The organism is Adlercreutzia mucosicola DSM 19490 (assembly GCF_000422625.1).
In the GTDB taxonomy this organism is placed as follows: Bacteria; Actinomycetota; Coriobacteriia; order Coriobacteriales; family Eggerthellaceae; genus Adlercreutzia; species Adlercreutzia mucosicola.
Window position 1 is genome coordinate 254,634 of the sequence record NZ_AUGK01000005.1, and the last position, 25,142, is coordinate 279,775.

General features: G+C 65.5%; 20 protein-coding genes. 5 read left to right on the plus strand and 15 right to left on the minus strand.

The genetic code is table 11. The features are described from left to right. Positions 1-220 precede the first annotated feature (220 nt). A complete protein-coding gene (locus tag G503_RS0103785; RefSeq protein WP_028026531.1) occupies positions 221-1,969 on the plus strand; it encodes an FAD-dependent oxidoreductase in 1,749 nt (582 codons plus the stop codon). A 303-nt stretch (positions 1,970-2,272) separates the two neighbouring features. On the opposite strand, the gene alaS is transcribed toward G503_RS0103785, so the two are convergent. From alaS to G503_RS0103810, 5 genes are all read right to left on the minus strand, one after another. Next, positions 2,273-4,909 carry an alanine--tRNA ligase gene (gene alaS / locus G503_RS0103790; RefSeq protein WP_028026532.1) on the minus strand — a complete coding sequence of 879 codons (2,637 nt, stop codon included), beginning with the start codon at positions 4,907-4,909 and terminating at the stop codon, positions 2,273-2,275. A 247-nt stretch (positions 4,910-5,156) separates the two neighbouring features. Beyond that, positions 5,157-6,542 (minus strand): AI-2E family transporter, encoded by a 1,386-nt coding sequence (locus G503_RS13565; protein ID WP_051190885.1) that lies wholly within the window; start codon positions 6,540-6,542, stop codon positions 5,157-5,159. A 37-nt stretch (positions 6,543-6,579) separates the two neighbouring features. Continuing rightward, entirely contained in the window at positions 6,580-7,422 is an 843-nt protein-coding gene (locus G503_RS13570) for a hypothetical protein (RefSeq protein ID WP_051190886.1), read from the minus strand. A gap of 144 nt (positions 7,423-7,566) precedes the next feature. After that, the gene (locus tag G503_RS0103805) at positions 7,567-8,877 is read right to left on the minus strand and encodes a replication-associated recombination protein A (protein ID WP_028026533.1); all 1,311 of its coding nucleotides are present in this window, start codon (positions 8,875-8,877) and stop codon (positions 7,567-7,569) included. A gap of 742 nt (positions 8,878-9,619) precedes the next feature. Then, positions 9,620-10,432, minus strand: coding sequence for a UTP--glucose-1-phosphate uridylyltransferase (locus tag G503_RS0103810; protein WP_028026534.1), 813 nt, complete (start codon positions 10,430-10,432; stop codon positions 9,620-9,622). A gap of 134 nt (positions 10,433-10,566) precedes the next feature. On the opposite strand from G503_RS0103810, the gene G503_RS0103815 reads away from it, so the two are divergent. Both G503_RS0103815 and G503_RS0103820 read left to right on the plus strand, forming a co-directional pair. Then, on the plus strand, positions 10,567-11,541 hold the full coding sequence (locus tag G503_RS0103815) for an FAD:protein FMN transferase (RefSeq protein WP_028026535.1): 975 nt from the start codon (positions 10,567-10,569) through the stop codon (positions 11,539-11,541). A gap of 232 nt (positions 11,542-11,773) precedes the next feature. After that, positions 11,774-12,703: a MarR family transcriptional regulator gene (locus tag G503_RS0103820; RefSeq protein WP_028026536.1), complete on the plus strand. Its 930-nt coding sequence runs from the start codon at positions 11,774-11,776 to the stop codon at positions 12,701-12,703. A gap of 74 nt (positions 12,704-12,777) precedes the next feature. Here the strand turns inward: G503_RS0103820 and G503_RS0103825 are convergent, their stop codons facing one another. From G503_RS0103825 to G503_RS0103840, 4 genes are read right to left on the minus strand one after another with little or no spacing between them, the layout of a single operon-like run. Further along, a complete protein-coding gene (locus tag G503_RS0103825) occupies positions 12,778-13,542 on the minus strand; it encodes a hypothetical protein (RefSeq protein WP_051190887.1) in 765 nt (254 codons plus the stop codon). A gap of 1 nt (position 13,543) precedes the next feature. Beyond that, entirely contained in the window at positions 13,544-15,382 is a 1,839-nt protein-coding gene (locus G503_RS0103830) for an FAD-dependent oxidoreductase (RefSeq protein WP_028026538.1), read from the minus strand. A 5-nt stretch (positions 15,383-15,387) separates the two neighbouring features. Continuing rightward, entirely contained in the window at positions 15,388-15,948 is a 561-nt protein-coding gene (locus G503_RS13575; protein ID WP_051190888.1) for an FMN-binding protein, read from the minus strand. Between the two features lie 10 nt (positions 15,949-15,958). Next, positions 15,959-16,678 (minus strand): cytochrome c3 family protein, encoded by a 720-nt coding sequence (locus tag G503_RS0103840; RefSeq protein WP_035021628.1) that lies wholly within the window; start codon positions 16,676-16,678, stop codon positions 15,959-15,961. Positions 16,679-17,002: 324 nt separating this feature from the next. Here G503_RS0103840 and G503_RS13580 point away from each other — a divergent pair, with 324 nt between their 5' ends. Next, entirely contained in the window at positions 17,003-18,124 is a 1,122-nt protein-coding gene (locus G503_RS13580) for a DUF5692 family protein (RefSeq protein WP_235715484.1), read from the plus strand. A gap of 188 nt (positions 18,125-18,312) precedes the next feature. Here G503_RS13580 and G503_RS13585 read toward each other — a convergent pair whose 3' ends face one another. Next, the gene (locus G503_RS13585; RefSeq protein ID WP_051190889.1) at positions 18,313-19,308 is read right to left on the minus strand and encodes an agmatinase; all 996 of its coding nucleotides are present in this window, start codon (positions 19,306-19,308) and stop codon (positions 18,313-18,315) included. Positions 19,309-19,611: 303 nt separating this feature from the next. Here G503_RS13585 and G503_RS16270 point away from each other — a divergent pair, with 303 nt between their 5' ends. Continuing rightward, positions 19,612-19,929 (plus strand): hypothetical protein, encoded by a 318-nt coding sequence (locus G503_RS16270; RefSeq protein ID WP_156891908.1) that lies wholly within the window; start codon positions 19,612-19,614, stop codon positions 19,927-19,929. A gap of 365 nt (positions 19,930-20,294) precedes the next feature. On the opposite strand, the gene G503_RS0103860 is transcribed toward G503_RS16270, so the two are convergent. From G503_RS0103860 to G503_RS0103880, 5 genes are all read right to left on the minus strand, one after another. Further along, complete coding sequence (locus tag G503_RS0103860) at positions 20,295-20,486, minus strand: hypothetical protein (protein ID WP_028026540.1); 192 nt, start codon at positions 20,484-20,486, stop codon at positions 20,295-20,297. A gap of 9 nt (positions 20,487-20,495) precedes the next feature. Beyond that, positions 20,496-21,263, minus strand: a complete 768-nt coding sequence (locus tag G503_RS0103865) for a cytochrome c biogenesis protein (RefSeq protein WP_035021629.1) — start codon at positions 21,261-21,263, stop codon at positions 20,496-20,498. 175 nt (positions 21,264-21,438) lie between these two features. Beyond that, positions 21,439-22,197 carry a heme exporter protein CcmB gene (locus G503_RS0103870; protein ID WP_028026542.1) on the minus strand — a complete coding sequence of 253 codons (759 nt, stop codon included), beginning with the start codon at positions 22,195-22,197 and terminating at the stop codon, positions 21,439-21,441. After that, positions 22,198-22,911 carry an ABC transporter ATP-binding protein gene (locus G503_RS0103875; protein WP_028026543.1) on the minus strand — a complete coding sequence of 238 codons (714 nt, stop codon included), beginning with the start codon at positions 22,909-22,911 and terminating at the stop codon, positions 22,198-22,200. It lies immediately after the preceding gene. After that, positions 22,908-25,142 (minus strand): heme lyase CcmF/NrfE family subunit, encoded by a 2,235-nt coding sequence (locus tag G503_RS0103880; RefSeq protein ID WP_028026544.1) that lies wholly within the window; start codon positions 25,140-25,142, stop codon positions 22,908-22,910. Before G503_RS0103880 ends, G503_RS0103875 begins: the two co-directional genes overlap by 4 nt.

Sequence of the window (25,142 nt, forward strand, 5' to 3'; positions counted from 1 at the left end):
GCATTTCTTCGAAATCACCCGTTTCATGCGAACCCTGCTGGTCAAGAGCCCACACTTCGGGCGAATGCAAGCGCACGACGAACCCCTATGGTTGCAAGCAGTCTGAAACGAGACGACGCAGATCGAGCGCAACCCCCTCCTCTGCGCGCGGCCTCCCCGTCTCGTTTCTAGACACCGTAAGACGCCCGCGCCGAAACGGGCAAAACAGGAGGAGCATATTATGGAACTGAGCAGACGCAACTTTCTCAAAAGCGCCGGTGCCGTTGGCGCCGTCGGTGCCTTGGGCGGAATCCTAGGGGGATGCGCCCCCACGTCTTCGTCGGCCAAAGACGGAGACGTGGGTCTCGCAGAAACATCAGACACCGCCCTCACCGCAGACACCGTCCACGAGGGTCAGTGGAGCTTCGAGATTGCTCCCGACCCCATCACCGATTTCGCCGAGACCATTTCTACCGAGGTGGTCGTAGTGGGCTCGGGTATTTCGGGGCTGTGCTGCGCCGTGTCCGCCGCCGAAAGCGGATGCGAAGTCATCGTCGTTAGCGCTGGCACGATGCCCATCTCGCGCGGCGGCTCAAACCAGGCCATCGGCACAAAATACCAGAAGGAGATGGGCGTCGACTATACGCCCAAAGATGCCCTCGAGCATGTGAAGATCGAGCAGCTCGCCGGCTATTACTGCATGGACAAGATGAAGTGGTCGCGCTGGCTGCGACATAGCGGCGAATCCATGGACTGGATGATCGATCACATGACCAACAAGGGACTGAAGGTGAACCTGGAGCCCCCTTATGCCGACCCCGACGGCACGCTGGCCGCACCCCCGTCCGTGCACAATTTCTGGAATGACGAGAACCCGCTCGGCGTGTTCCAGGGAGCCCCCCTTTGCGCCGCCGCCTATGCCGACATTCTCGTGAACGATCTGGGGCAGCAGATCTACTATAAGAACCGCGGCGTGCAACTCGTTCGGGATGACGACAACACCGGTCGCGTCAGTGCCGTCATCTGCCAACGCGAAGACGGCTCCTACGCGAAGTACGAGGCGTCAAAGGCCGTCGTTTTGGCAACGGGCGACTTCTCCAAAGACCGAGACATGATGGCCAAATACGCTCCGTACGCATACGAGAAATTCAAGGATGTGCTCACCTTCGGTGAAGAAAACTTGAATTTCGATGCCGGCATGGACTACTCGGGCCTCATGCCGGGCGACGGCCAGAAAATGGGGCTCTGGATTGGCGCAGCCTGGCAAAGGGTGTACCCTAATCCCTGCGCCATCAATGGGGGCACCGCGGGACCGACCCATGCGGTCATCGACAATTTCTGGGGCATCAACCTCAACCTCAACGGCAAGCGCTTCCAGAACGAAAACACCAACTTCGCCTTCGGCGCCATGTCGAAGCTGAACCAGCCCGAGGCAACCGCGTTCGGTATCTGGGACGTCGCCTACGCCCGCACCCAAGAGGAATGGGAAACCCTCGGGTGCTCCTACGGAAATGTAACTCCCGCAAAACCGCTCACTCCCGAGGAGCTGATTGCCTCATGGGAGGCCAATGTGGAGTCCGGATCTTACTTCAAGGCCGACACGCTGGAAGAGCTGCTCGACCAGCTCGGAGGTATCGACAAGAAGGAGGCCCTGGCCTCTATCGAGCGCTACAACGCCTATGCCGCCCAGGGCTATGACGAAGAGTACCAGGTCAACCCCAGCCTGCTGTTCCCCATCAGTACACCGCCGTTCTACGGGACCAAATCGGTGGGGTCGACCTTCCTCTGCGTCATGGGCGGTCTGCGCACCAACGAGGACCTTCAGATTTGCGAGGAGGACGACACTCCCATCGAGGGGCTCTACTGCGTTGGCACCATGATCGGCGACTTCTTCGCCGGCACCTACAACTTCGGCCTGCCCGGCCAAAACCTTGGCGCATGCTGCTGCACGTTGCCCTATTTGCTCGGTCGCGACCTGGGCAATCTGTAAAGGAAGCCGCTAGGATCTCGAAATCCTCTCGCAAGGGCTCATCATGGACCGGATCGCTGCAAGGCGCAACGGCCCGGTTCACTCCCGAAAACATCTGGTTCCGAAATTCGGAGCTGGGTGTTTTCGGGATAGTTGACGCATATCGCAGTCGGTCTCGTCCTCCCCGAAAAAGCCGCATAGTCCGAAGCAGCGATACAAGCGCAGCGAGCATGAGGAAATCCAGAGAGCCAAACGGGACGCAGCACGAGTGAGGACGGCCCAAGGCCGCCCTCACTCGTAACAGTTGCGCGTCGAACGGTACTTTTACAGCACCATGTTGCGGGCGATCTCCAGGGCGTCATCGATACCCTCGGCGTTCTTGCCGCCGGCCTGGGCCATGGCGGGCTTGCCGCCGCCACCACCCTGGACTGCCGGGCCCATGGCCTTGATGAGCGCGCCGGCGTCGAAGCCCGCGGCCACGGCCTCGTCGGTGCCGGCCGCCAACAGCAGGGGCTTGCCGTCCTTCACGCCCGCCACCACGATCGCTCCGGGCGCCTCCATGCGGCTCTTGAGCACGTCCCACAGATTACGCAGCTGGCCGCCGTCGCGCACCTCGGTCCGCGCGATGATGACCGGGTAGCCGGCCGGGGCCATCTGCACCTGGGCGAGCAGCTCGTTGAACACATCGCCGCCCACCATCTCCTTGGCGCGCTTGGCCTTGGTGCGGAAGTCCTTCAGGACCTTCTGGTCGGCAGCCACGCGCTCGGACACGTCGAAGGGAGGCACGCGCAGGGTGGCCGCGGTCTCCTTCAGCTCGGCCTCCACCTTGTTCACGTAGGCGAGCGCCCCAAAGCTCGTCACGGCCTCGATGCGGCGCACATTGGCGCCCACGGAGGACTCGCTCGTGATCTTCAAGAAGCCGATCTCGGCAGTATTGCCTACATGGCAGCCTCCGCACAGCTCGCGGGACGCCTCGCCGGCCTCCACGACGCGCACGACCTCGCCGTACTTCTCGCCGAACAGCCCCGTGATGCCGGCGGCGCGGGCCTCTTCCAGGGAGGTCTCGTAAATCGTGGTGGGCACGGCGGCCATGATGTGGTCGTTGGCCTCGCGCTCCACCTCGGCCAGCTGCTCGGCCGTGCAGGCCTCGAAGTGGGTGAAGTCGAAGCGCAGGCGGTCGGGGCCCACATAGGAGCCGGCCTGCTTCACATGATCGCCCAGCACGCGGCGCAGGGCGGCGTGCAGGATATGCGTGGCGGTGTGGTTGCGCTCGATGGCGGCGCGGCGATTGGCGTCCACGCGGGCCACCACCGTATCGCCCACGGCCAGGGCGCCCTCGTCTACGCGCACCGCGTGCACGAACAGCCCCGCCTCGGGAGCGCGGGTGTCCAGCACGGCTACGCGGCCGACACCGTTCTCCATGAGGCCGGTGTCGCCCACCTCGCCGCCCATCTCGGCGTAGAAGGGGGTGGCGGCCAGCACCACTTCACCGGTCTGCCCGGCGGCCAGCCCGTCCACTCGCTCGCCGTCGCGCACGAGGGCGACCACACGCGTCTCGGCGGCCGTGGCGTCGTAGCCGACAAAGGCCGTGGGACCCAGCTCGCGCAGTAGGTCGGCGTACACGCCGCCGTAGGTGGACCAGGCGGCCTCGGCGTCCTTGGCACCGGCCGCGCGAGCGCGCTCGCGCTGGGCAGCCATGGAACGCTCGAAGCCCTCCATGTCCACCTTCACGCCGCGGCCCTCGGCAATCTCCTGAGTCACTTCCACGGGGAAGCCGTAGGTGTCGTGCAGGGTGAAGGCCTCCTCGCCGGAAAGCGTGTCGCCCGCAAGCTTGCCCAGGGCCTCTTCCAGGTAGGCCTGGCCCTGGCGCAGGGTGGCGCCGAAGCGATCCTCCTCGGCCATGATGAGGCCGCGCTCCAGTTCGCGGTTCTCCACGATCTCGGGATACACATCTCCCATGAGGCGCACGATCTCGTCCACGTACTCGTTGAGGAAGTGACCCTCGATGCCGATGAGCTGGGCCTTCATGATGGCGCGGCGCAGCAGGCGGCGCAGCACGTAGCCGCGTCCCTCGTTGCCCGGTAGGATGCCGTCGGCAATCATGAAGGTGACCGAACGGGAATGGTCGGCGATGATGCGCAGGGCCAGATCCACCTCGGCATCCTCGCCGTAGGTGCGGCCGGACAAACGCTCGCCCACGGCCACGAGGCTGCGCAGCACGTCGGTCTCGTAGTTGGACTGCACGCCCTGCATGATGGCGGCCATGCGCTCCAGGCCCATGCCCGTGTCGATGTTCTTCTTGGGTAGGGGCAAAAGCGTGCCGTCCTCCTGGCCGTCGTACTGGGTGAACACGCAGTTCCAGTACTCCAGGAAGCGGTCGCAGTCGCAGCCCGGCGCGCAGTCGGGGCTGCCGCAGCCGAAGTCGGGACCCTGGTCGTAGTAGATCTCCGAGCAGGGGCCGCAGGGGCCCGTGGGACCGGCGCGCCAGAAGTTGTCGTCCTCGCCGAGGCGGGAGATATGGTCATCGGGCACGCCCAGGTTCTTCCAGATCTCGATGGTCTCGTCGTCGTCCTCGAACACGGTGAAGTACAGACGCTCGGGAGGCAGTCCCAGCACGTTCACGGAGAAGTCGTAGGCCCAGGCGCACATCTCCTCTTTGAAGTACTCGCCGAAGGAGAAGTTGCCGAGCATCTCGAAGAAGCTCAGGTGGCGGCCCGTGGTGCCGATGATGTCGATGTCGTTGGTGCGCACGCACTTCTGCACCGTGGTCGTGCCGATATAGGGCGCCTCCAGCTGCTTCTGCTGAAGGAAGTAGGGCTTGAACTGCACCATGCCCGCACTCGTCAGCAGAAGCGACGGGTCATCGGGAATGAGGGAGGACGAGGGCATGCGCTTGCAGCCCTTCTCCTCGAAGTAAGCGAGGTACTTCTCGCGAATCTCAGCGGTTGTCATGTACTGCATAGATGTTCCATCCGTCCTTTACGGAGTGCCGAAAATATCCAACCGAGGATTATAGCGCAAATGCGGACGCCTGGCCGCGCATCACCATCTCCACAGCCCTGGGACGCCCGGGATTGCCGGCGCTCGGTCGCAGGACACGCGACACCTCAGCGCCGCGGCCGCCGCGAACCCGCCCGGAGCCGAGCCCAACGCCAGCGGCCCCGCACTCTGCGTGCGGGGCCGCTGGATGGACTGCAAGGGCAGGGTTCTACCTGCGCCGCTTGTGGTGACGGGAATGGCTGCCGCCGGTATCACCCGGATGCACCCGGCGAATGCGGGGCAGCCGGTCGGTAATGCCGGCCATATCTTCCAGGCGGATGGGCTTCATCGAGCCGGTGGTGTTGGTGGGCGAGGTGGCATCGGCAATGGGATTCACCTTATCGGTGCTCTCGGGCGTGCCCTTGAAGAACACACCGTCCTCGGCCACCAGGTGCCGGCCCGTCTTCTTCTCGAAATAGTATACGAACACCGACTTGGCCACGGCCACAAGCGGAATGGAGGCGAGCATGCCCACAAGCGAGCCCAGAAGCCCGCTCATGGCACCACCCAGGGCCGAGCCCACCATCAAGGCGAGCAGCGTCAGCGCCGGATGAATGTCCACGGAGTTCGCCATGATCCTCGGCGAGATGAAGGTGTAGACCAGCTGCTGGATGACGATGGTGCCGATGAGCGCGATGGCCGCGGTCATGGGACCGGTGAAGATGGCCACGATGGCGGCCAGGGCGCCGCCGATCCAGGGACCGATGATGGGGATGATGTTCATGACGCCGGTGATGAGGCCGAGCACGGCAGCGTTGGGCACGCCGATGAAGCCGAACAGCACCCCGCAGCCCACGCCGATGATGGCGCACTGCAAGAGCGTTCCCTTGATGTAGCCGCCCATGACGCGGGTGAAGGTGGCATGGAAGAATTCCGCGTCTTCCGCGTGCTTGGGACCGATGAGGCGGCGCGTCTCGCGGCCGATGGCCGGCAGCTCCATGAGCACCCAGAACGCGATGACGAGGCCGAAGCCCAGGGCCATAAGGCCGTTGGCCAAGGTGGTGCCGAAGGCCATGACCCCGCTGCCCGCGCCCGAGGCGATGCCGGCCGCCCAGGTGGCAGCGGCCTTCTGGGCCTCGAGAATGAGGTCCCTCACCGTGTCGTCCTCGAAGAACTGGGCATAGCGGGAGTACAGGTCGTTGCCCCAGGCGGTAATGGCGTCCACGTAGTGCGGCATGCTGGTGAGCAAGTTGTTGAACTGCGCGTTCAGGCCAAACATAGGCGAGAACAGCAAGAAGCCCACCACCAACAGCACCAAGGCCATCAACAGGTAGGCGACCGTGGTACCCACGGCGCGGTTCACGCGGTGCTTCTCCAGCCCGTTCACCACGCCGCGCAGGCAGAACACGATGATGAGCGTCCAGATGAGGATGGCCACGGGCACGGCGAGCACGCCCATGAGCCACACCACGCCGCCGAGCAGTATCAGGGCGGCGATGACCGACCACAGATCGAGGAAGCGCACCCGGGCCATCCGCTCGCGCGGCGTGAGGGCCACCGGCGCGGCCTCGGGGCCGCAGGGGGTCGAAGGCGTCGGGCGCGTAGGATCGCTCATGTTAAATCACCTGGCAAACTCTCAGAGGGAGGCGGAACTACTGAACCGTGTAAGGGCCCTTCTCGGCCGGTGCCGCGTGGGCGGCCGCGGCATTGGGATCGATGGCATCGGAAGCCGCGGGCGCATCGGTGTCGGCATCGGTGGCGGACACCGCGGCGTTGGTCAGAGTCTCGGCAGTGCTGCCCAGCTGGCTCTCGAAGGCGTCGTCGCGAGCTTCGCGGGCAGCGGCGTCGGCCTTGCGGGCCGCGCGGCGGGCCTTCTGCTCGGACACCACGGCACTGGCCGCGCCGCTCACGGCGTTCACGGCATCGGCCACGGTGGCCGAGCGGTCGGGGGCGCCCTCGGGTTTGGAGCCGCCGCCGAGGCGCACCGACTCATCGGAGGCGTAGCGCGGCTTGAAGCGGTTGCGCAGCTTGCCCGTCAGGGTGTTCACCAGATCGATGGGGGCGCTCGTCACCGTATCCACGGCACCAGCGGCCTTCGAGACAGAATCGGTGATCTGGGTGACGTCTTCCAGGATCTGGTCGACGCGCATCAGTTCCAAGTTCGCCGCATCCACTGTCAGCGACAGGCGCTCGACCAGAGGATCGACGCGACCCACAGCCGGGCGCGCCTCCTCGGCCATGGCATTGGCCTTCTCCATGAGCGGGGTCACCTGCTCGGTGATGAGCGTGTTCACGTTACCGACCAAAGGCTCGACCTGGGCGGTGATCTTCTCCACGTTTTCCAGGGTGGGGGTCAGTTCCTTATGGGCATCGTCGATGGTAGACCGGGTGGAGCGGATGGTCAAAGCCAGTTCCACGACGAACCAAACGAGCACCGCGCCCACGAGCACGTAGACAACGGGCAGCGCCACATCGATGATAGCAGCGAAATCCATGATGAGCCTCCTTATATTTCCGAAGACCTGACTATACTATTACCCCGCCCATTCTAATAAGGCCGTCCGAAATTTCACAGAAGGCACCCACACAGTAGCCATTCCGTAAACGGGTGTTGACCGCGCGTCACACCCGATGAAAGCCTAGCTATGACGATCGCGGGCCGCCGCATCGATGCGCCAGGCCTCCCAGCCGCGCTCGCTGGGCTGGTAGAAGCAGCCGCGCTCGAGTCCCTCGGGCAGATAGTGCTGGTCCACCCAGCCGCCCGGATAGCTGTGAGGATACTTGTACTGGCCGTAGTTCTCGGAGCCGGGACGATGACGGTCGCGCAGATAGTCGGGCACCTTGCGGGCCGGACCGTGGCGCACCTCCGAGAGCGCCGCGTCGATGGCGGCCTCGGCGGCATTGGACTTCGGAGCCAGGGCCAGGTAGATGGCGGCCTGGGCCAGGTTGATGCGGCATTCGGGATACCCGATGACCTCGGCGGCACGGAAAGCGGCCTCGGCCACGAGCAGGGCCTGGGGATCGGCGTTGCCGATGTCCTCCGAGGCGGCGATGAACATACGGCGGGCGATGAACTTCGGGTCCTCTCCCCCGTCGATCATACGGGCAAGCCAGTACACGGCGGCATCGGGGTCGCTGCCGCGCATGCTCTTGATGAACGCCGATATGATGTCGTAGTGCATGTCCTTATTCTTGTCGTAGGGCAGTGCCCGATGGGGCGTGGCCGTGCGCACCATGGCCTCGGTGATGGTGACCGGCGCCTCGCGCGTACCCGGAGCCACCATGCCCGCGGCCAACTCTAGCGTAGTGAGCGCCCCGCGCCCATCGCCCCCGGCTAGGGTGACGATGGCCTCGCGGGCGGCCTCTTCCAGCACGTAGCCGCCGGCCAGACCACGGTCGTCATCCACCGCGCGGGCCGTAAGCTCGGCGATCTCATCGTCGGCCAGGGAATGCAGCTCCACGACACGCGAGCGCGAGATCAGGGCCGAGTTCACCTCGAAGAAAGGGTTCTCTGTGGTGGCGCCCACAAGCACCAGCAGGCGGTCCTCCACGGCATGGAGCAGGGTATCCTGCTGGCTGCGGTTGAAACGATGGATCTCGTCCACGAACAGGATGGTGCGCAGCCCGCTCATGACGAGGCGCTTCTCGGCGGCGTCGATCTCGCGGCGCAGATCGGACACCGTGCCGCCGATGGCCGAGACCTCCACGAAAGTGGCTTTGGTGGACTCGGCGATCACGTGGGCCAGCGACGTCTTCCCCGTGCCCGCCGGCCCGAACAGAATGACCGAGCTGAGGCTATCGTTCTCGATGGCGGCCCGAAGCCAGCTGCCCTCGCCCACAGCCTCGCCCTGACCCACTACCTCATCCAGCGTGCGCGGCCGCATGCGCACCGCCAAAGGCGCCACGGCGCTGCGCTTGTCGTTTTCCATAGCAGTAAATAAAGTATCCATGGGCCTATGGTACCACCAAGCCCGCCTCGCTCTCGAGTCAAATGCGAGATTTTTCGAACAAATGTATTAGAAGATGGTTGGGGATATCGGCCACAAGCTGCGAGCGTCAGCGAGCCGCGAGCGTCAGCGAGCCGCGAGCGTCAGCGAGCCGCGAGCGTCAGCGAGCCGCGAGTAAGGCCGAGCGAAAACATGGCGCAAATACGCGGTTTGGTTCCCGTGCTTCCGTCACAGAGAAATTCCGACCTGGGATTTTGCCACCCGAGGGAACCAAAGTGCCCCTTTGCGACAGCGCCGAGGGGACCAAACCGAGCATTTGCGCCAACTTTTCCGCCGCCGCAGCGCATACAGCCGGCCTGCCCGAGCGACGTCCCGCCGGAACCAGGGCGAGCCGCCCGCGCCCGAAGCAGAATCGGCCGCGAGCTGCGAGCGCCAGCGCGCAGCTCGCGCAAAAAAAGAAGCGGCCCGGCGGAGGGGGCCGCCGGGCCAGAAGGAGGGGGGATGCGACTCTCTCAGGAGCCGCTTTCTGCTTTTCAGAGACAAAGCAGGCAAGTGATCGGAGGGGATTGTCTCACTTGCTGGGCTCAGTATAACAACCACCCTTGAATTCCCTATGACGCGAAGGTGGTGAACTTGTGGATTCACAGGGTCATCATTAAGCAATTTGTCAGATTTGAGAAGAATTCCGACCAGCCATAACGAGGCGTCAAAGCGTTATGATACCACGCTGCTGACGAGGTGTCACCTACCCGTTCTTGCGCTGGAAGAGAATGTTGTTCGTCTCCAGCCAGCTCTCCACAGTGCCGGTGTCGAACCCGTCGGCCGGATCGATCACGAGCGCGTACATCTCCTCCTCGCGCAGCACCGCGTCCAGCGCGTCAGTCAGCTGGATCTCGCCGCCCACGCCGGGTTTCACATCGGCCAGAAGCTCCATCACGCGCGGACTCAGCAGGTAGCGGCCGAACACCGCCAGGTTGCTCGGTGCGTCCTGAAGCGCCGGCTTTTCCACGAGCGAGTCCACCTTCCACACGTCATCGGCCACGGCCGCACCGGCGATGACGCCGAAGCGGCTCACCTGGTCGTCGGGAACGGGCATGACCGCGATGACGCTCGCGCCGTTATGGGCGTCGGAGACCGCCTTCATGGCCGGCAGCATCTTGTTGTCGGGCACGAGCACATCGCCCAGCAGCACGTAGAAGGGCTCGCCGGCACAGGCTTCGGCGGCGCAATGTACCGCATGCCCCAGACCCAGGGCCTCTTCCTGGTACACGTAGCTCACGTTGTAGTCGCCTACGGCCTCCACGGCGTCAGCATAGGCGTCCTTGCCGCGCTCGCGCAGCAGCGCCACCAGCTCGGGATTGGGGGTGAAGTGGTCCTCGATGGCCTTCTTCTCGCGGCTGTTGACGATGATGACCTCGTCGGCACCGGAGGCCAGGCCCTCCTCTACCACGTACTGGATGGCAGGGCGGTCCACCACCAGAAGCATCTCCTTGGGCTGGGCCTTCGTGGCCGGCAGAAAGCGGGTACCCAGGCCCGCTGCGGGAATCAGTGCCTTCATCGAGCGCCTTTCTCGTCGGTCGGTGCGGGCCGGCCTCGCCGGCGCCGCCCCGATGTCTCGCAATTTCGTCGCGGCCCATGATACTACAGTCGGCGCGGCCGCAGGTCGGCTATACTGGCACCATGAGCGAACACATGGAAGATACCCGCGACGTCATCCCCGACGAGGCGTTCTGCGAGATGCGGCCGGCCACAGGCGGCAGGCCGGCCGGCGTGCGTTTTCTCGCCTTCAACACCGTGATCGATATCGAAGCCTACGGCGAGGCGGCATCCTGCGAGGCGGCCTTTAGCGAGGCTCGGGCACTCTGCCGCACCTACGAGCGATTGTTCAGTCGTACCCTGCCCCATTCCGACATTGCCCGCATCAACGGCGCCGTCGGGGCGGAAGTGGCCATCGACCCGCTCACCTTCGACCTGCTCTCGCGGGCGCTCGCCTACTGCGCGGCCAGCGAGGGCGTCTTCGACATCACCGTGGGACCGGCCGTGCGCCTGTGGAACTTCCACGAGGGAGTGGTAGCCGACGCCGACGAGCTGGCCGAGGCCGTGCGCCACGTCGACTGGCGCCAATTGAAGCTGCGGGAAGACGCCACGGGCCACTTCGCCCAACTGGCCGACCCGGCGGCGGCCGTGGATGCGGGCGGCATCGCCAAGGGCTGGATCGCCGATCGGCTCATCGAGGCCATGGACGCCCACGGCCTGGACGGCATCATCGTGAACCTGGGCGGTAACGTGGCCGTTTGCGGCACCAAGCCCTCGGGTGAGGCCTGGAACGTCGGCGTGCGCGACCCCCGCGACCCGGCGCGCCTCATCGGCGCCGTGCCGCTACGCGGCGGCTCAGCGGTCACGAGCGGCGTCTACGAGCGCTGCTTCACCGCCCCCGACGGCACCTTCTACCACCACATCCTGGACCCGCGCACGGGCATGCCCGTCGTCACCGACGTGGCCAGCGTCACCGTGATCTGCGAGCGATCCATCGACGCCGAGGGGTTCTCCACCACCCTGCTCGCCTTGGACCGCGAACGTGGCTGCTCCCTCGTGCAGCGCCATCCCGAGATCCTCCAGGCCTTCTTCGTCGACGGTGACGGCCGCATCGCAGCGGCCCGTAATTAGGGAGCTCGGCAGCGGGCCGCGCGAGCCCTCCCCGAGCGCGCCGCACGCCACCCCGCCGTGCCCAGCAGAGGCCCCCCCCGCAAACAGGCCGCGCCGCCCCGCCGCACACCCGACCGCCCCTCCCATTTGTGACCATGTTCTGGGGCTTTCCGTCCAGCGCCGGCAGCGCCCGCCCGCGGCGTTACACTGATTGTTACCGAAATGAACTAGTTGGCCGAAGGAGCCCTCGCCCGTGCAGCCCACCCCCGCCAAGGACAAATTCAACCTGGATTCCACTTACTTCGTAGCCTTTGAGATGGCCCACGAGGCCCTCACCCGCGGCCTGGCCGCAGCCAGCGACCTGAACATCACCCAGTACCGAGTGCTCACCAAACTGCTGCAGGCCGGCAAGGCGGTGAACCAGGGCGAGCTGGGCAAGCTTCTGGGCATGAAGCCCAACGTGGTCACCCAGGCCGTAGATGTGCTGGCCGCCGCGGGGCTCGTCACCCGCGCACCGGGCACCGCCGACGGTCGCACGCGCTTCCTCGCGGCCACCGAGGCCGGCGAGGCCCACGTGGCGGCGGTGAACGAGTCGCTCATCGCGAGTCTCTACGAGCACTTCCCCACCGACGACCCCACCTACCGCACCATCTTGGAGGCAGCAGTGTCGGCCGCGGCCCAGATCGAGCCGCCGCTGGACCCGGGCCGCGCTCAGCGCTTCCCGGCCACCCGCTCGCTCGTGTCCATCGAGCTGTTGCGCGCCGAGACCGAGCGCACCCTGCGCGAGGCCACGGGCGCGTCGTTCAACGAGTGCCGCATCGTGCAGCGCCTCGGCGAGACCGACCGCCCCGAGCGCGTCGGCGAACTGGCATGCGCCCTGCACCTGTCGCCGGTGAACGCCGCCCGAGCCACCGAGCGCCTCGTCGCCCGCGGCTGGGCCCGACGCCTGAAGTCGCCCGCCGACAAGAAGGCGGTCTACGTGGCCCTCACCGACGAGGGCGTCTACCAGGGATTCCTCATCAGCGCCACGGTGAACGAACTGGCCGCCACGAAGCTGTGGGCCAACCTCACCCCCGGCCAGCGCGAGGCCATCGAGCGCGTCGGCCACGTGGTCGTAGCCGAGCTGGACGCCCGCCGTCAAGCAAAGGAGCAGGCCGCCTACGACCTGCTCCAGGAAATATAGCTCTCTAAGGAGCAACGACGGCGCGGCGCCGATGCCCAATGCAGCCCGCGGCAAAACGCAGCGACGAGCCCGGCCTAGCCGCGGGCCGCGGCGACGGCGCGGGGCTTCTCGGCCGTCTCCCGCCGCTCTTGCTTGCCCAGATAGGCCCCGGCCCCGAACAGGAGGGCTAGGTTCACCGCAACGTCGGCCGCAAGCCACGCACCCAGCGCGGGCAAGCTCACCGCCGCCGTGTTAAGGGCACCGAAGGTGCCCACGGTGAGCAGCATCACCACCGCACCGCAGCCGGCAGCGGCCACCACAAGACTCGCCCCCAGACTGCGACCGGTCCGCGCCCGGGCCACGCAGGCGCACACCACGAGCGAGGCCGCTCCCAGCAGCGTGCCCAAAAAGGCCGCGAAGGCCACCAGGGCGCCTGCCAAGGCCAGCGCCCCCGGCAGCTTCGAGCTCATAGAGCCCACCTGCACCGCCGATAGGATGCCCAACACGACGATCACCAGGCACACCAGGGCCACCAAGGCCGTGGCCCAGCCCCACAGGAAGGCCGAAAGCGGGCGCGGGCGGGCGTCGCCACGGGCCGCAAGGGCCCCGTAGAGCACCACCCCGGCCGTGGACACTACGAGTGCCAGCCCCGCCGCGAACAGGAAGGCCACGAAGGCCGAGCCCGTGAGGATGGAGCAGATCACGTCCAAAATAGGCACGCCCGACGCCGAGATGTAGTCGAAGGCGAGCACGCCCGTGGCCCCGGCGATGGCAAGCCCCACCCGGCCGAGCACGGCGATCACCAGCGCCAGGGCGAACAGCCATCCAAAGGGCCGCGCCATCTTCTTCATGTCATCCATCCTAGTCTCCCATCTCGTTTTCCACCGCGAAGGTGCCGCAGAGGTACCCGCCGCAGAACGCCAGGCCCACGTCCCCCATGAGCGATCCTAAGATAGGGTCGCCGATGTAGCTGTTCTCGCCGCAGGCGCCGCCCGCGGTGTGCCAGCCGGCGTACAGCCCCGGAATGACGCGGCCACTCGTGCCCACCACCTGCATCTGGTCGTTGATGAGCAGGCCCGCCTTGGTGCCGTAGAGGTTACCGCCGATGCGGCAGCCGTAGAAGGGCGGCGTGGTAATGGCGTGCAGCCACTCGGGCGGCATGGGGTACATGAAGTCGTCCTCGCCCCGCTCGCACGCCTCGTTCCACTTCGCCACCGCCTCGGTGAGCACGCCCTCGGCCAGGCCCAGATCGGCCTCGAGCTCCTCTAAGGTGTCGCGGCGCTTCAGCACGTCGGCCTCGATGGCGTCGGCCACGCCGTGGTGCCAGTCGCGGTAGTGCTCGGGCACCTTCTCGATCTGCTCCAGATCGGGAGTCAGCAGCTTGCGGCAGTGCTCCTGGGCGAATCCGGCCAGATGGTCCTCGTAGTTCGCGTCGAAGACGATATAGGAGCGGTGGCCCGGCGGGGTCATTTGAATAGTGGCCAAGTCGCCCAGGGCGTAGATGGCGTTGGCGCCGTCCTCACCCACCCGCGAGTCCATGTAGCGCAGGCGGTTGCCGCACCGATCGATGGTCAGCCACGGCTGGCGCGACAGCTGGGTCATGCCGTCGTAGAGGAACCGCGCCCAGGTGCCCCCCTCGGCCTGCCAGTCCACGCCGCCGTCGAAGGAGGCCGAGCTGTTGAAGCCGGACACGTCGGCCCCCACCCCCAGTCCCATGCGGAAGCACTCGCCGGTCTCGCTCGCCGTAAGATAACTCGACGCACAGCCCATGGCCGCCGTGGGGATGTACTTGTCCAGCAGGGCCTTGTTGTTGCAGAAGCCCCCGGCCGTGAGGATGACGGCGCGCTTAGCGTGGATGAATCGCTCTTGCTGGAAACCCTCGTTGATGACCACGCCCACGATGCGGCCGTCGTCGTCCTGCACGAGGGCCTCGGCCGGACTCTGGAACTTGTAGTCCACCCCGTGGCGCTGGCCATAGGCGAACATGGCGTCGGTGGCGTCCTTCATCTTCAGCACGTGATGATCCAGCGTGGCATTCTTCGGCGCCACGTACACGGGAACCTCGCCGAGGCGCCACTGCACGCCGCAGTCGGCCATCCAGTCGAGGGACTTGCCGCCCTCGGAGGCCAGACGGTAGATGAGCTTCGGGTCGGCGGCGTAGTGGTACTCGTCCATGGCCCAGTCGGTCAGGGCCTGGGGATCGAAGGGATAGCTCGGGAAGGCGAACTGCTTGGCGTTCTGGCCGGAATAGCCGCCGAGGATGCCGCACATGCCCGCCTCTTGGGCGTTGCCTCCGTGCAGGCCCAGTGCCTCCACGCAGATGGTGGCCGCCCCCAGCTCGGCAGCGCGGGCCGCGGCATTCAGGCCGCCCCCGCCGGCGCCCACCACGCAGATGTCGCACTCGTAGTCCCAGGCTGCGGGCACCTCGCGCGGCGGAATGGGGCTCGCGTCGTTGGCCGGGAAGCACGCCGGGTTGTGTTCGCGGTAGGTGCCGTCGGCGGCGCTGGCATTCGTAACGTCGCTGGCCGGGACGCCCTCGGGCGCGCCGTCAGCCGACCAGTCGCCGATGCGCCCCTCGGCCCCGTGGGCCGCATCAGGGCCGATGAGGGCCGCGGCCGCCGCGGCAGCGGTGGCCAACGCGCCCGTGGCCAAGAAGTCGCGCCGCGAGAGACCAGGCGCGGATACCGTGTTCTTATCCATAGCGGTTACGCCTCCTTCGGGGAATCGGACGAGGGGGAATCTGCGGAAGGGGTCGGGGCGTCAGCAGAGCCGTCGGCACCGGCCGCCTCCCCCGCTGCGGCCGCCTCGGCCTGAGCCAGGGCATCGGCGGTGGCCTGCTTCACACCGGCCGTGGTAATGGTGGCCCCGGCGATGACGTCGATGTCGGGCCCTTGGGCCGCCTCGATCAGATCGGCGTACTTCCCGTCGCGGATGGCCTCGTAGCCGCCGCGTGACTGGCTCTCGCCCTCCTGGGTCATGCCCACGCACTGGATGCGGCCGTCATCCACTAGCAGCGTCACGGTGATGAGGCCCTCCATGCCGCGGCCCGTGCCCGTATACACGCCATCGGCCACGTCACCCTCCACCCGTCCGTTGCCATCGGCGGGAAGCTCGACGGCCCACGGATCGGGCTCGCGCAGGGCCAGCTGCTCGGCCGAGGCGGCGTCCTTCGATCCGCTTCCCTCGAAGCTGGCACCGCAGCCGGACAGGCCCAGCGTGAGCGCGCAGGCCCCGCAGGCCACTGCAGTCAGTTTGCTCGTTCTCATCGCGCCCTCCTTAGCGTGCGTCCCCCGCGGCTTGGCTGCGCACCGGCGCCGCCCAGCCCTCGGGAACCTCGTAGTCGTGACAGGTGTTGCAGTACATATAGGACTGGCCATGGGCCGTATGGCAGCTGCTGCAGTCGAGCCCGTAACCTTGATGGGAGTTATGGGGATTCACGCCCTCCTCGCCGCCCCAGTTCTCGGTGGCGGCCACCACCTCGCCCAGATCATGGCAGTCGGCCGTAGCGCACATTGATGTGTCGGCGCGCACGCCCACAGTGGCCAGCTTGCCGTCCTCGCCCAGGGCGAAGTCGCCGCGCACCCACACCAGCGCCTCGCCGATCTGCTCGTCCAGCTTCGGCTCATGGCACTGAAGGCAGGTGGTGTCGGTCAACTGATGGGCGTAGGCCATCTGGGAAGGGTCGTCATAATAGCCCTCCACGTAGGCGTCCATGGGCTCGTGGCACACCGCGTTGCAGAACGACGGCTGCTCGTGCCATACCCAGAAGCCCGCGCCGGCCACCACGAGCACCGCTGCGACCACGCCGACCACGATCGGCCACTTCCGCCGCGCGCGCCGCGGGGCCGTCGCTGCCGTCGGGTCACCGGCATCGGCGGCAGCCGTGGCACCCGAGCCGACCGGCGCGCCCGTCGCATCCAAGGACGTCCCGGAGCCACCCGCATGCGCCTCCCCTGCGCCCCGCAGCGCGCCCGAGGATTTCTCTTCCTGACTCATGATTCCTCCAATCATTCGTTCGTGCGGGACTGTTATTTCTTCATGAAAGTTTTCTTTTATTTTCATTCATGAACTTATTGGGGCGCAGCATAGCAGCGTTTTACCCGTATATCAAGGAAATATTGACGACTATCCCCTATACGTCAATTACTATCAAATTGATAATTTATGGATATTGACTGAAGAAACAAAGGCGAGTATGGTTCACCTCAACAACCGCAAGACGAACTTGCGCAGCCATCGCGGCTGGGTCACCCCGCTGGCGCCGCACCCGTGCTCCAGCCGCGATGAGCTTTCCGTCCCATCGATCAAGGAGGGATCCCCATGCTCTTCGACGTGTACGGCCCCAACGCCGCCTACCAATGGCTCGGCCTCGTGCTGGTGCTGGTGCTGCTCATCCTGCTGAACGAATTCGCCCGGCGCACCAAGGCCGGCGGCATGTTCATGTTCTTCGGCGTCTGCGGCGCCATGACCGTTTACTGCCTCGCCGTGGAGATCGGCGCGGCGGCCGGCGCCGAATGGGCGCTTTCCAACCCCACCCACACCGACATGAACAGCTGGTTCCACTACGCGAAGGTGTACGCCGCCACGGCCGGCTGCATCGGCTTTATGGCCCTGAAGTACTCCTGGGGCAAGATCGGCCGCTCCCACTGGTTCAAGGCCTTCCCCTTCGTCATCGTGGCCATCAACATCCTCATTGCCGTGGTCAGCGACTTCGAGAGCGCGTTTCGCGCCTGGGGCACCACCTGGGTGTCCACCGAGGGCGTCACGCTCTACGGCGGCTGGCACAACGTGTTCAACGGCGTGGCCGGCATCATCAACATCGCGTGCATGACCGGCTGGTTCGGCATCTACATCTCGAAGAAGCGCCAGGACATGCTGTGGCCCGACATGACCTGGGTATTCATCATCGCCTATGACCTGTGGAACTTCTGCTACACCTACAACTGCCTGCCCACCCACTCTTGGTACTGCGGCGTGGCCCTGCTGCTGGCCCCCACCATCGCCGGCCTCATCTGGAACAAGGGCGGCTGGATCCAGAACCGCGCCTTCACGCTGTCCATGTGGTGCATGTTCTGCCAGATGGTGCCCATGTTCGCCAACGACTCCATCTTCGCGGCGAACTCCGTGAACGACCCCAACGTGAATCTCGTGGTGTCGCTCCTGGCTCTGGGCGCTAACATCGCCGCCTTCGCCTACATCATGTACCGCGCGAAGAAGCTCGGCGTGAACCCCTACAAGCAGGAAGTGTTCGTGGGCACCAAGGACTACGTGGCCGCCATGAAGCGCCGCGCCGCCACCCCCTACCTGCTGGAGACCGAACCCGCTTCCGCCACCCCGGCCGAGATCGCCGAGATGGTAGCCTACAACGAGCTGCCCACCGAGGGCAAGCCGGGCTACGTCTACGTCGCCGTCGAAGAAGTCAGCACCCCGCAGCGCAAATAGCTGCTCCTCCCAGCCGTTTCCATCCCCATGTCGAGGGCCCGCGACGTTCGCCGTCGCGGGCCCTCGCTGTTCAGGAGCCCTCGTCACCGAAGGAAACCGCTCCTTCTGTCAGGCACTCGACCGCTAAGAGAGCGCCTCTGGAGGAGCCGGGGCGCTTCTCCGGAGGCGCCCCTTTCCCACCCGACAGGCTAGCGGGACGCCATCCCCTTCGTCGCGAAGCAGATGGCGTCCAAGATGAGCTGCGCCGCATAGAGGGAAGTCTGGTTCGCCCAGTCATAGGGCGGCGATACCTCGCACACATCGAATCCGACGATGGGGCCCCGCGTCGCCACGGCACGGATGATCTCTCGCACCTGGTCGTACAGGAGACCGCCCGGTTGGGGCGAGCCGGTACCAGGGCAGATGGAGGGATCGAGACCGTCGATATCCACGGTGATGTAGTAGCAGGGCGCCTGGGGAATGAGGGAGCAAGCCGCCTCCGCGCCGTCACGGTGCACCTGGGGCGCCGGCACGAGCACGCTACCCCACTGGCGCGCATCGGCGAAGGCGGTCGGCCCCGAACTGCCGAGCCCTCGCAGGCCGAACTGCACCATGGAGGTGATATGCGGCATCTCCGAGGCCCGCCGCATGGGCGAGCTGTGACTCTCCCGAAACTCACCGTAACTGTCCGTCCAATCCAGGTGAGCGTCCACCTGCACCACGCACAGGTCGCTAAAGCGGTCCAACGCACGGAAGATGGGGATGGGCGTGGCGTGGTCGCCGCCGATAACCACCGGCATCGCTCCGAGGTCAAGGACTTTTCGCACCGCCGTCTCCAAATTGCGGAAAGCCTGGTCGCTTCCGCAGGGACTCACGTCCACATCGCCGCAGTCGACGATGATCTGCCCCTCGTCGAGGAACATCTCGTCGAGCACCGGATCGTAAAGGCCCCGCAGCCCATCGGCGTAGACGGTGGAGGCATCGCGCACCGCCCGCGGCGCCATGCGAGCCCCCGAGCGCGCACTCGTTCCCAGATCGTAGGGAAACCCGAGAACGGCCACGTCGGCATCGCCCGGACGCAAGTCATCCAAACTCGGGCACAGCCGCACCTTCATGAAGGTGGCGATGCCCGCAAAGGGCAGATCGAAGAAGTTGCCGGGGTCGGTGGTGAAGGAAGTACTGGAATACCGCTCGTCAAAGGCCATGGTGCCCTCGCTTTCCGCCCGTCGACATCGCCAGAGGGCCAGGTCTCACCTGACGGGACAAGGGCGGCCCACCCACCCATCATTGCCGGAGGAGCCCGTGCCTGACGGAGCGAAGGCAGACCCGCTGATCGAGCCGGCCCCATTGTAGCCCGCCACCACCGCGGGCACAAGCGGCCGCCCCGCGCAACGCCTCCCTTCCCCAGGCATTATCTTCAATGCATGAGCAACTTCTCAAAAATTTTGAGAAGTCGTGCCGTTGCATTCCCATATTTTCAGAAGTGTCACCCTGCGCGAGGAAGGGCGGTGAAAGCAGCAGCGGACGCAATCGATATCGTGCCCGATGCTCTGGCGCTGGTGGAGGATGTGTCAGCGGTCATCGCCCGCCGGGTTGGCCGGATTGAAATAAATATCGCCGAAAACGGCACTGGATTGCGAAAAGTACACGGCGCTCCTCCCAAATCGCTGGCACCCTTCCTGCGGGCAACGTTCCACCAGGGAAAACATCGGCAACGCTCAGGGGAAGTGGCACTGGATTGCGAAAAGCAGGCACCGCCCGTTTACTTTTCGCAATCCAGTGCCGTTTTCAGCGCCCGTCCCCCTGAAACCGGCACAACGCCATGAGTTTTGAGAGAAGAGCAGGGTACGACCGCAACATATCCGATGACACTGCGACAGGAGGGCCCGTTCTGGGCGCTCGGCCTTTACCGGGCCTGGATCGTCGCGGCGTCCTGCAGCGGCGCGCTTGCCCCTTTTGGCTCCGACGCCGCTTCGCCCATTGACGCTATCTGGCTGTAGGGGCGAAAACAGAAGCGGGCGCGATCGACATCGCTCCCGCTTGGAAGCGGGAGCTGGGTTTTAGGGAGCCTGAGCCGGCTGCAATCATTGCGCATTGCCCGACTTTTGGCCAACATCGAGCGCGCGGACTGAGCACACGCTGGTCTTCGTGTGCCGCCATCGCTCGAACGGGCCATGGCGGGCAAGCGGCTCTACTCCCCCTTCGCCTGCTGGTCGGCCACGGCCTCCTCCAGCAGCATGAGCTGGGCGGTGGCCTTCTTCGTACCGCGGAAGATGATGAGCACGTAGGCGAGCAGGGCCACCCACAAAAGCGCATAGGCCGCGATGATATAGGGGGCCGAAGGCAGGATGGTGGAATAGATATCGGCAAGAATGGGATTCATGGCTATCTCCTAGCGTTCGTCATCGAGGGTTTCCTTGAGCGCGTCAACGCGCTGGGTGAGGCGCACCTGATTGAAGCGGGCGCGGTACAGGGCGAAGCCCACAAGCATCATGCCGAGCGCGCACAGGCCCACGCACAGGCCCATCTCGGGGCTCATGCCGCCCTCGCGCAGCACCACCGGATGGATGGACGAGGGAATGAGCCGCGTGATCATGAAGCAGATGGGCACGTCGATAGTGGCGATGATAGCCACCACGGCGGCGAAGGTGGCGCGGCGCTCCGGCTCGTCCACCGAGCTTCTCAGCACGAAGTAGGCGATCACGATGAGCATGAGGATGAGGTAGGTGGTCAGGCGCGGCTCCCAGCTCCACCACACGCCCCACTCGAAGCGCGTCCACATCTCGCCGGTGATCATGGTGAGCACCACGAACAGCAGGGCGATTTCCAGGCAGATGCGCGAGCAGGTGTCGAAGCGCCGGTTCTTCGTCATGAGGAAGCGCACAGCGTAGTAGCACCCAAAGCCCAGGGCGAGAAACGACGTGATGGCCACGGGCATATGGAAGTAGAAGATCTTCTGGGACAGGAGCATCTTCTGGGACACCATCACATCCCCGATGAGCTCGGCGCCGTTCACTGTGGCACCGCCCACGGGGGCCACGTAGAAGAACGCCATGAGGAACCCGATGGTGGTCAGCACCGCACCCGCAATGAGCGCTGGTGCCACCAGCTTGTCGGGCCACTGCCCCGCCTCGGGCAGCTTCAACGTTTTACTTGACACTCGTTCTCCTCTCTAAAATTATTTCCCATAGTACCGGTTGAGCATAAGTCAGCGAGGTTGCGACAGGTGCCTGCAATTCGCTTGAGGAGCGGCTGAGCGGCCTTCGTGCCGCGAAGGTAAGCTCTGAACGCGAAGGGCGGGTGCCTGTCGGAACCGCAGCATCAGGTCGTCTCCTTCAGTTGACCACGAAATCGTAGAGCACCCAGCTGGCGAGAATCATAACCACATCGTAGCCAGCGCCGAGCGCCAGCGAGGTGAGAAATCCGTCGGCGAACACATCGCCGCCCACGAGCGCGCAGGTGGTGGCCGACACGCAGGCGTACAGCAAGGGGAAGATCACAGGCACGAACAGCAGGGCCAGCATCACGTCCTTGCCGCGGGTGGCGGCAGTGATGGTGGACAGCATGGTGCCGATGCCGGCGATGCCGATGCTGCCGAGCACGAGCGGCGCTACGAGCAGCCAGCCCGTCTCGGCCGGGGCCGCGAAGCTGGAGAAGAACACCCAGTACAGCGGCACGGCGATCACTTCCACCAGCACAAGGAACACCAAATTCGACGTCGCCTTGGCCAGAAAGATCACACCGCGGTCGAGCGGCGCCAAAAGCAGGCCCTCCAAGCACCCGTTCTCGGTTTCCTTGGCAAACGAGCGGTTCAGGCCCAGAAGCGATGTGAACACCACGAGCGCCCACAGAAGGCCGCCGGACACTTCCAGAAACTCCGCCCCGGGACGGGCGAAGGACAGGGCCACGCCGAACACCACGATGACCAAGAAGGCGTAGATGCCCATGGACACCACCATGTCCTTGGTGCGGAACTCCGCCTTCAGGTCCTTGGCGAGCAGGGTCTTGTACTGCGTCCAGGTGCTGGGAGCTTTGCAAAGAGTGCTTCTTGTCCCTCCGCGCTCAGCCGTGCGGCATTCCGATTCGCGTTCCATCTAGCTCACCCCCATTCCCACGGTGGTGCGGTACAGGTCGGCGAACTCGTCGGGGCTCATCTGGTCCTTCTCGCCGAAGTGCACCACGCGGCCGCGAGCGAGCACCAGCACGTGGCTCGCCAGGGCGAGGCCCTTGTCCAAATCGTGGCTGACCATGACGAAGGTGCGGTTCTCGCGCACGCTGTCGATGAGCTCGTCGAAGATGCGCATGGCGTGAGGATCAAGACCCGAATAGGGCTCGTCCAAAAGCACCACCGACGGGTCGTTCACCAAGGCCCGGGCGATGGACACCCGCTGGGTCATGCCCCGGGAGAAGGTGCGCACCCGATCGAGGCGGCGGTGCTTCAATCCCACGGCGTCCAGCAGCTCCACCACGCGCTTCTGCGGGTCGCGCACCCCGTAGAGCTTCGCGTACAGAAGCAGGTTCTCCTCGGCCGTGAGGTCGGGGTACAGCATAGGGTTGTGGGAGATGAGCCCGATGGCCTCGCGGGCCTGTTCGGGCTCCTCCTTCAGGTTAATGCCGGCCAGGGTGATGGCGCCCTCGGTGGGACGCGCCAGGGTGGCCAGCATGCGCAGAAGCGTGGTCTTGCCGGCGCCGTTGGGGCCGAACACCGAGAGGAAGGCCCCCTCGGGCAGCGTGAAGGACACGTTGTCGACAGCCTTGCGGCCCCCGAACGACTTCGTTAGATGCTCGACCGTAATGGCGGGGTTCACTTGCCCTCCCCCGCATCGGCCGCAGTAGCGGCAGCATCGGCCGCGCCAGCCTCCTCGGCCCCGGCGGCAGCGTCCCCCCCGGCCGTAGCGGCCAAGACACTCGTCGGCGCGTCATCGGCGTCGGCATCCTCGCGCTTGGAGGCACGCTTGGCGAACAGCGGGATGAGGCAGCCCACCATGAGCAGCCCGAAGCCCACCCACACAAAGGAGATGAGCGGGTTCACGCGCACGTCCATGGAATAGTCGCCCGCGTCGTTCACACCGCGGTACACCACGAACAAATCTTCCAGCGGGAAGCCAATGACACTCGCCTCCAGCTTCTGCTGCTGGGTGGCGCCCACCAGCTGCACGGCCGGATTCACCGTACCCACGAACTGGCCGTCCTTGTAGGCATCGAAGGTAAGGGCATAGCGCACGTTGCCGTTGCCCAGCTCGTCGATGGAGTTATCCTTGTACACCAGCTCGAAATCCTGAATGATGAAAGTGTCCGAAGTGCCGTCGGCCTCCTCGTCATAGGTCAAATACCCGGTGATCTCGGTCACGTACATCGCCGAGCCGATGAGGCCCACCAGGATGATGCCCATGGACGCGTGGGCCACCGAACCGCCGAACAGGGCGAGGCGACGGCGAATCTTCCCCGCCCCGACATGCTTCAGCGAGCGAACGGCCATGAACAGCGCGTTGAAGAACAGCAGGCTCGCCACGGCAAATCCCACCACGGCCAGACCGTTGTAGTACCACGGGGCGCCCTGCTCCAGCAGACCCTCGGCCGTGGTGCCGCCCATGGCGATCATGGCGTTGTAGCTGGGCAGCAGGTAGGTGGCGAAGTACACCATCAGCACGATGAACAGCAGAAGCGCGCACAGGCCGGGCACGCGGGCGGCGCGCCAGAAGGCCTTCTTGTCGGTGCGGCGCCAGCCCAGAAGCGGGCAGACGGCCAAAATGGCCAGGTACGCGACGCCAAGCGGCCGGGCGATAGCGTTGTAGGTGCCCGCCGACAGCGACTGGCCGCCGAAGGGCAGCCAGCTCGGCAGGGCCGAGGACACGGTCATGTAGGCCAAAAGCACGGCGAACACCACCATGATCAGGTTGTTCACGTAGTAGGCCGCCTCCTTCGACATCATGGACTCGATGTCGTCGTCGGCCGCGTTCACCGCGCCGAAGCTGCGACGGCGCAGCAACAGCCCCACAATGCCGGCCAGAAGCGACAGCACGATAAGGGCACCGAACATCACGAGCGACACCGGGTCGCCCTCGAAGGCATGCACCGACTGCACGAGGCCCGAGCGGGTGATGAAGGTGCCGAGTACCACGAAGCAGAAGGTGAGGCAGGCGCAGAACACGCTCCAGCGCTTGAAGGCGCCGCGCTGGCGGTACACGGTGAAGGAGTGGATGAGCGCCACGCCCACAAGCCACGGCAGCAGACTCGCGTTCTCCACCGGGTCCCAGCCCCAGTAGCCGCCCCAGCCGAGCACCACGTAGGCCCACACGGCCCCCAGGCCGATGCCGATGCCCAGCAGAAGCCAGGAGAACATGAGGTAGCTCGTGGAACGGTTCACCCACAGGGCCGAGTCGTCGTTCACGATAAGGGCCGCTACGGCGTAGGCAAAGGGAATAGTCAGGCCCGCGTAGCCGATGAACAGCGTCGGCGGGTGGATGGCCATGGCCCAGTGCTCCAAAAGGGCGTTCATGGAGCGGGCCGAGGCCATGGTCGACAAGGCGCCGTCCTCGCTGAAGAACCGGGCGTCGGTCACGAGGAAGGGCATGTTGCTCTCGGAGAACAGCAGCACCGACACGAAGGCGGTCAGCACGAGCTGGGAGATGCACAGCGCGCCGTTGTCGAGCGGACGCGCATCCTTGCGGGTGGCGAACACCAGCATCGCGTTGAACACGGCGATGAGCCAGGCCCAGAACAGAAGCGACCCCTGGCGCCCCGCCCACAGGCCCGCCAGCTTGTACAGCCACGCCTCGGGGCTCGTAGAATTCGAGCGGTTGTCCAGCACGTACTGGATGGAATTGTCGCCGGTGAAGAAGCACCACACGAGCACGGCGCAGCATACCGTGAGCGCCGCGGCCGTGAGCACCGCGGCCACGCGACCGCCCCAAGCGAGGGTCTCGGCGCGCTCGAAGGAGCGCTTCTTGTGCAGCAGATGGGCCACCCCGAGGCACAGGATGGAGATGACGCAGCCCGCGAAAGCGACGAGCAGCCCCAGAAGTCCGATCATCGACAT

What these genes read in the sequence shown, in the direction of transcription:
- G503_RS0103785 (WP_028026531.1), top strand. Translation starts at nt 221, where the DNA reads ATGGAACTGAGCAGACGCAACTTTCTCAAAAGCGCCGGTGCCGTTGGC.
- alaS (WP_028026532.1), bottom strand. Translation starts at nt 4,909, where the DNA reads ATGCAGTACATGACAACCGCTGAGATTCGCGAGAAGTACCTCGCTTAC.
- G503_RS13565 (WP_051190885.1), bottom strand. Translation starts at nt 6,542, where the DNA reads ATGAGCGATCCTACGCGCCCGACGCCTTCGACCCCCTGCGGCCCCGAG.
- G503_RS13570 (WP_051190886.1), bottom strand. Translation starts at nt 7,422, where the DNA reads ATGGATTTCGCTGCTATCATCGATGTGGCGCTGCCCGTTGTCTACGTG.
- G503_RS0103805 (WP_028026533.1), bottom strand. Translation starts at nt 8,877, where the DNA reads ATGGATACTTTATTTACTGCTATGGAAAACGACAAGCGCAGCGCCGTG.
- G503_RS0103810 (WP_028026534.1), bottom strand. Translation starts at nt 10,432, where the DNA reads ATGAAGGCACTGATTCCCGCAGCGGGCCTGGGTACCCGCTTTCTGCCG.
- G503_RS0103815 (WP_028026535.1), top strand. Translation starts at nt 10,567, where the DNA reads ATGGAAGATACCCGCGACGTCATCCCCGACGAGGCGTTCTGCGAGATG.
- G503_RS0103825 (WP_051190887.1), bottom strand. Translation starts at nt 13,542, where the DNA reads ATGGATGACATGAAGAAGATGGCGCGGCCCTTTGGATGGCTGTTCGCC.
- G503_RS0103830 (WP_028026538.1), bottom strand. Translation starts at nt 15,382, where the DNA reads ATGGATAAGAACACGGTATCCGCGCCTGGTCTCTCGCGGCGCGACTTC.
- G503_RS13575 (WP_051190888.1), bottom strand. Translation starts at nt 15,948, where the DNA reads ATGAGAACGAGCAAACTGACTGCAGTGGCCTGCGGGGCCTGCGCGCTC.
- G503_RS0103840 (WP_035021628.1), bottom strand. Translation starts at nt 16,678, where the DNA reads ATGAGTCAGGAAGAGAAATCCTCGGGCGCGCTGCGGGGCGCAGGGGAG.
- G503_RS13580 (WP_235715484.1), top strand. Translation starts at nt 17,003, where the DNA reads ATGCTCTTCGACGTGTACGGCCCCAACGCCGCCTACCAATGGCTCGGC.
- G503_RS13585 (WP_051190889.1), bottom strand. Translation starts at nt 19,308, where the DNA reads ATGGCCTTTGACGAGCGGTATTCCAGTACTTCCTTCACCACCGACCCC.
- G503_RS0103860 (WP_028026540.1), bottom strand. Translation starts at nt 20,486, where the DNA reads ATGAATCCCATTCTTGCCGATATCTATTCCACCATCCTGCCTTCGGCC.
- G503_RS0103870 (WP_028026542.1), bottom strand. Translation starts at nt 22,197, where the DNA reads ATGGAACGCGAATCGGAATGCCGCACGGCTGAGCGCGGAGGGACAAGA.
- G503_RS0103880 (WP_028026544.1), bottom strand. Translation starts at nt 25,142, where the DNA reads ATGTCGATGATCGGACTTCTGGGGCTGCTCGTCGCTTTCGCGGGCTGC.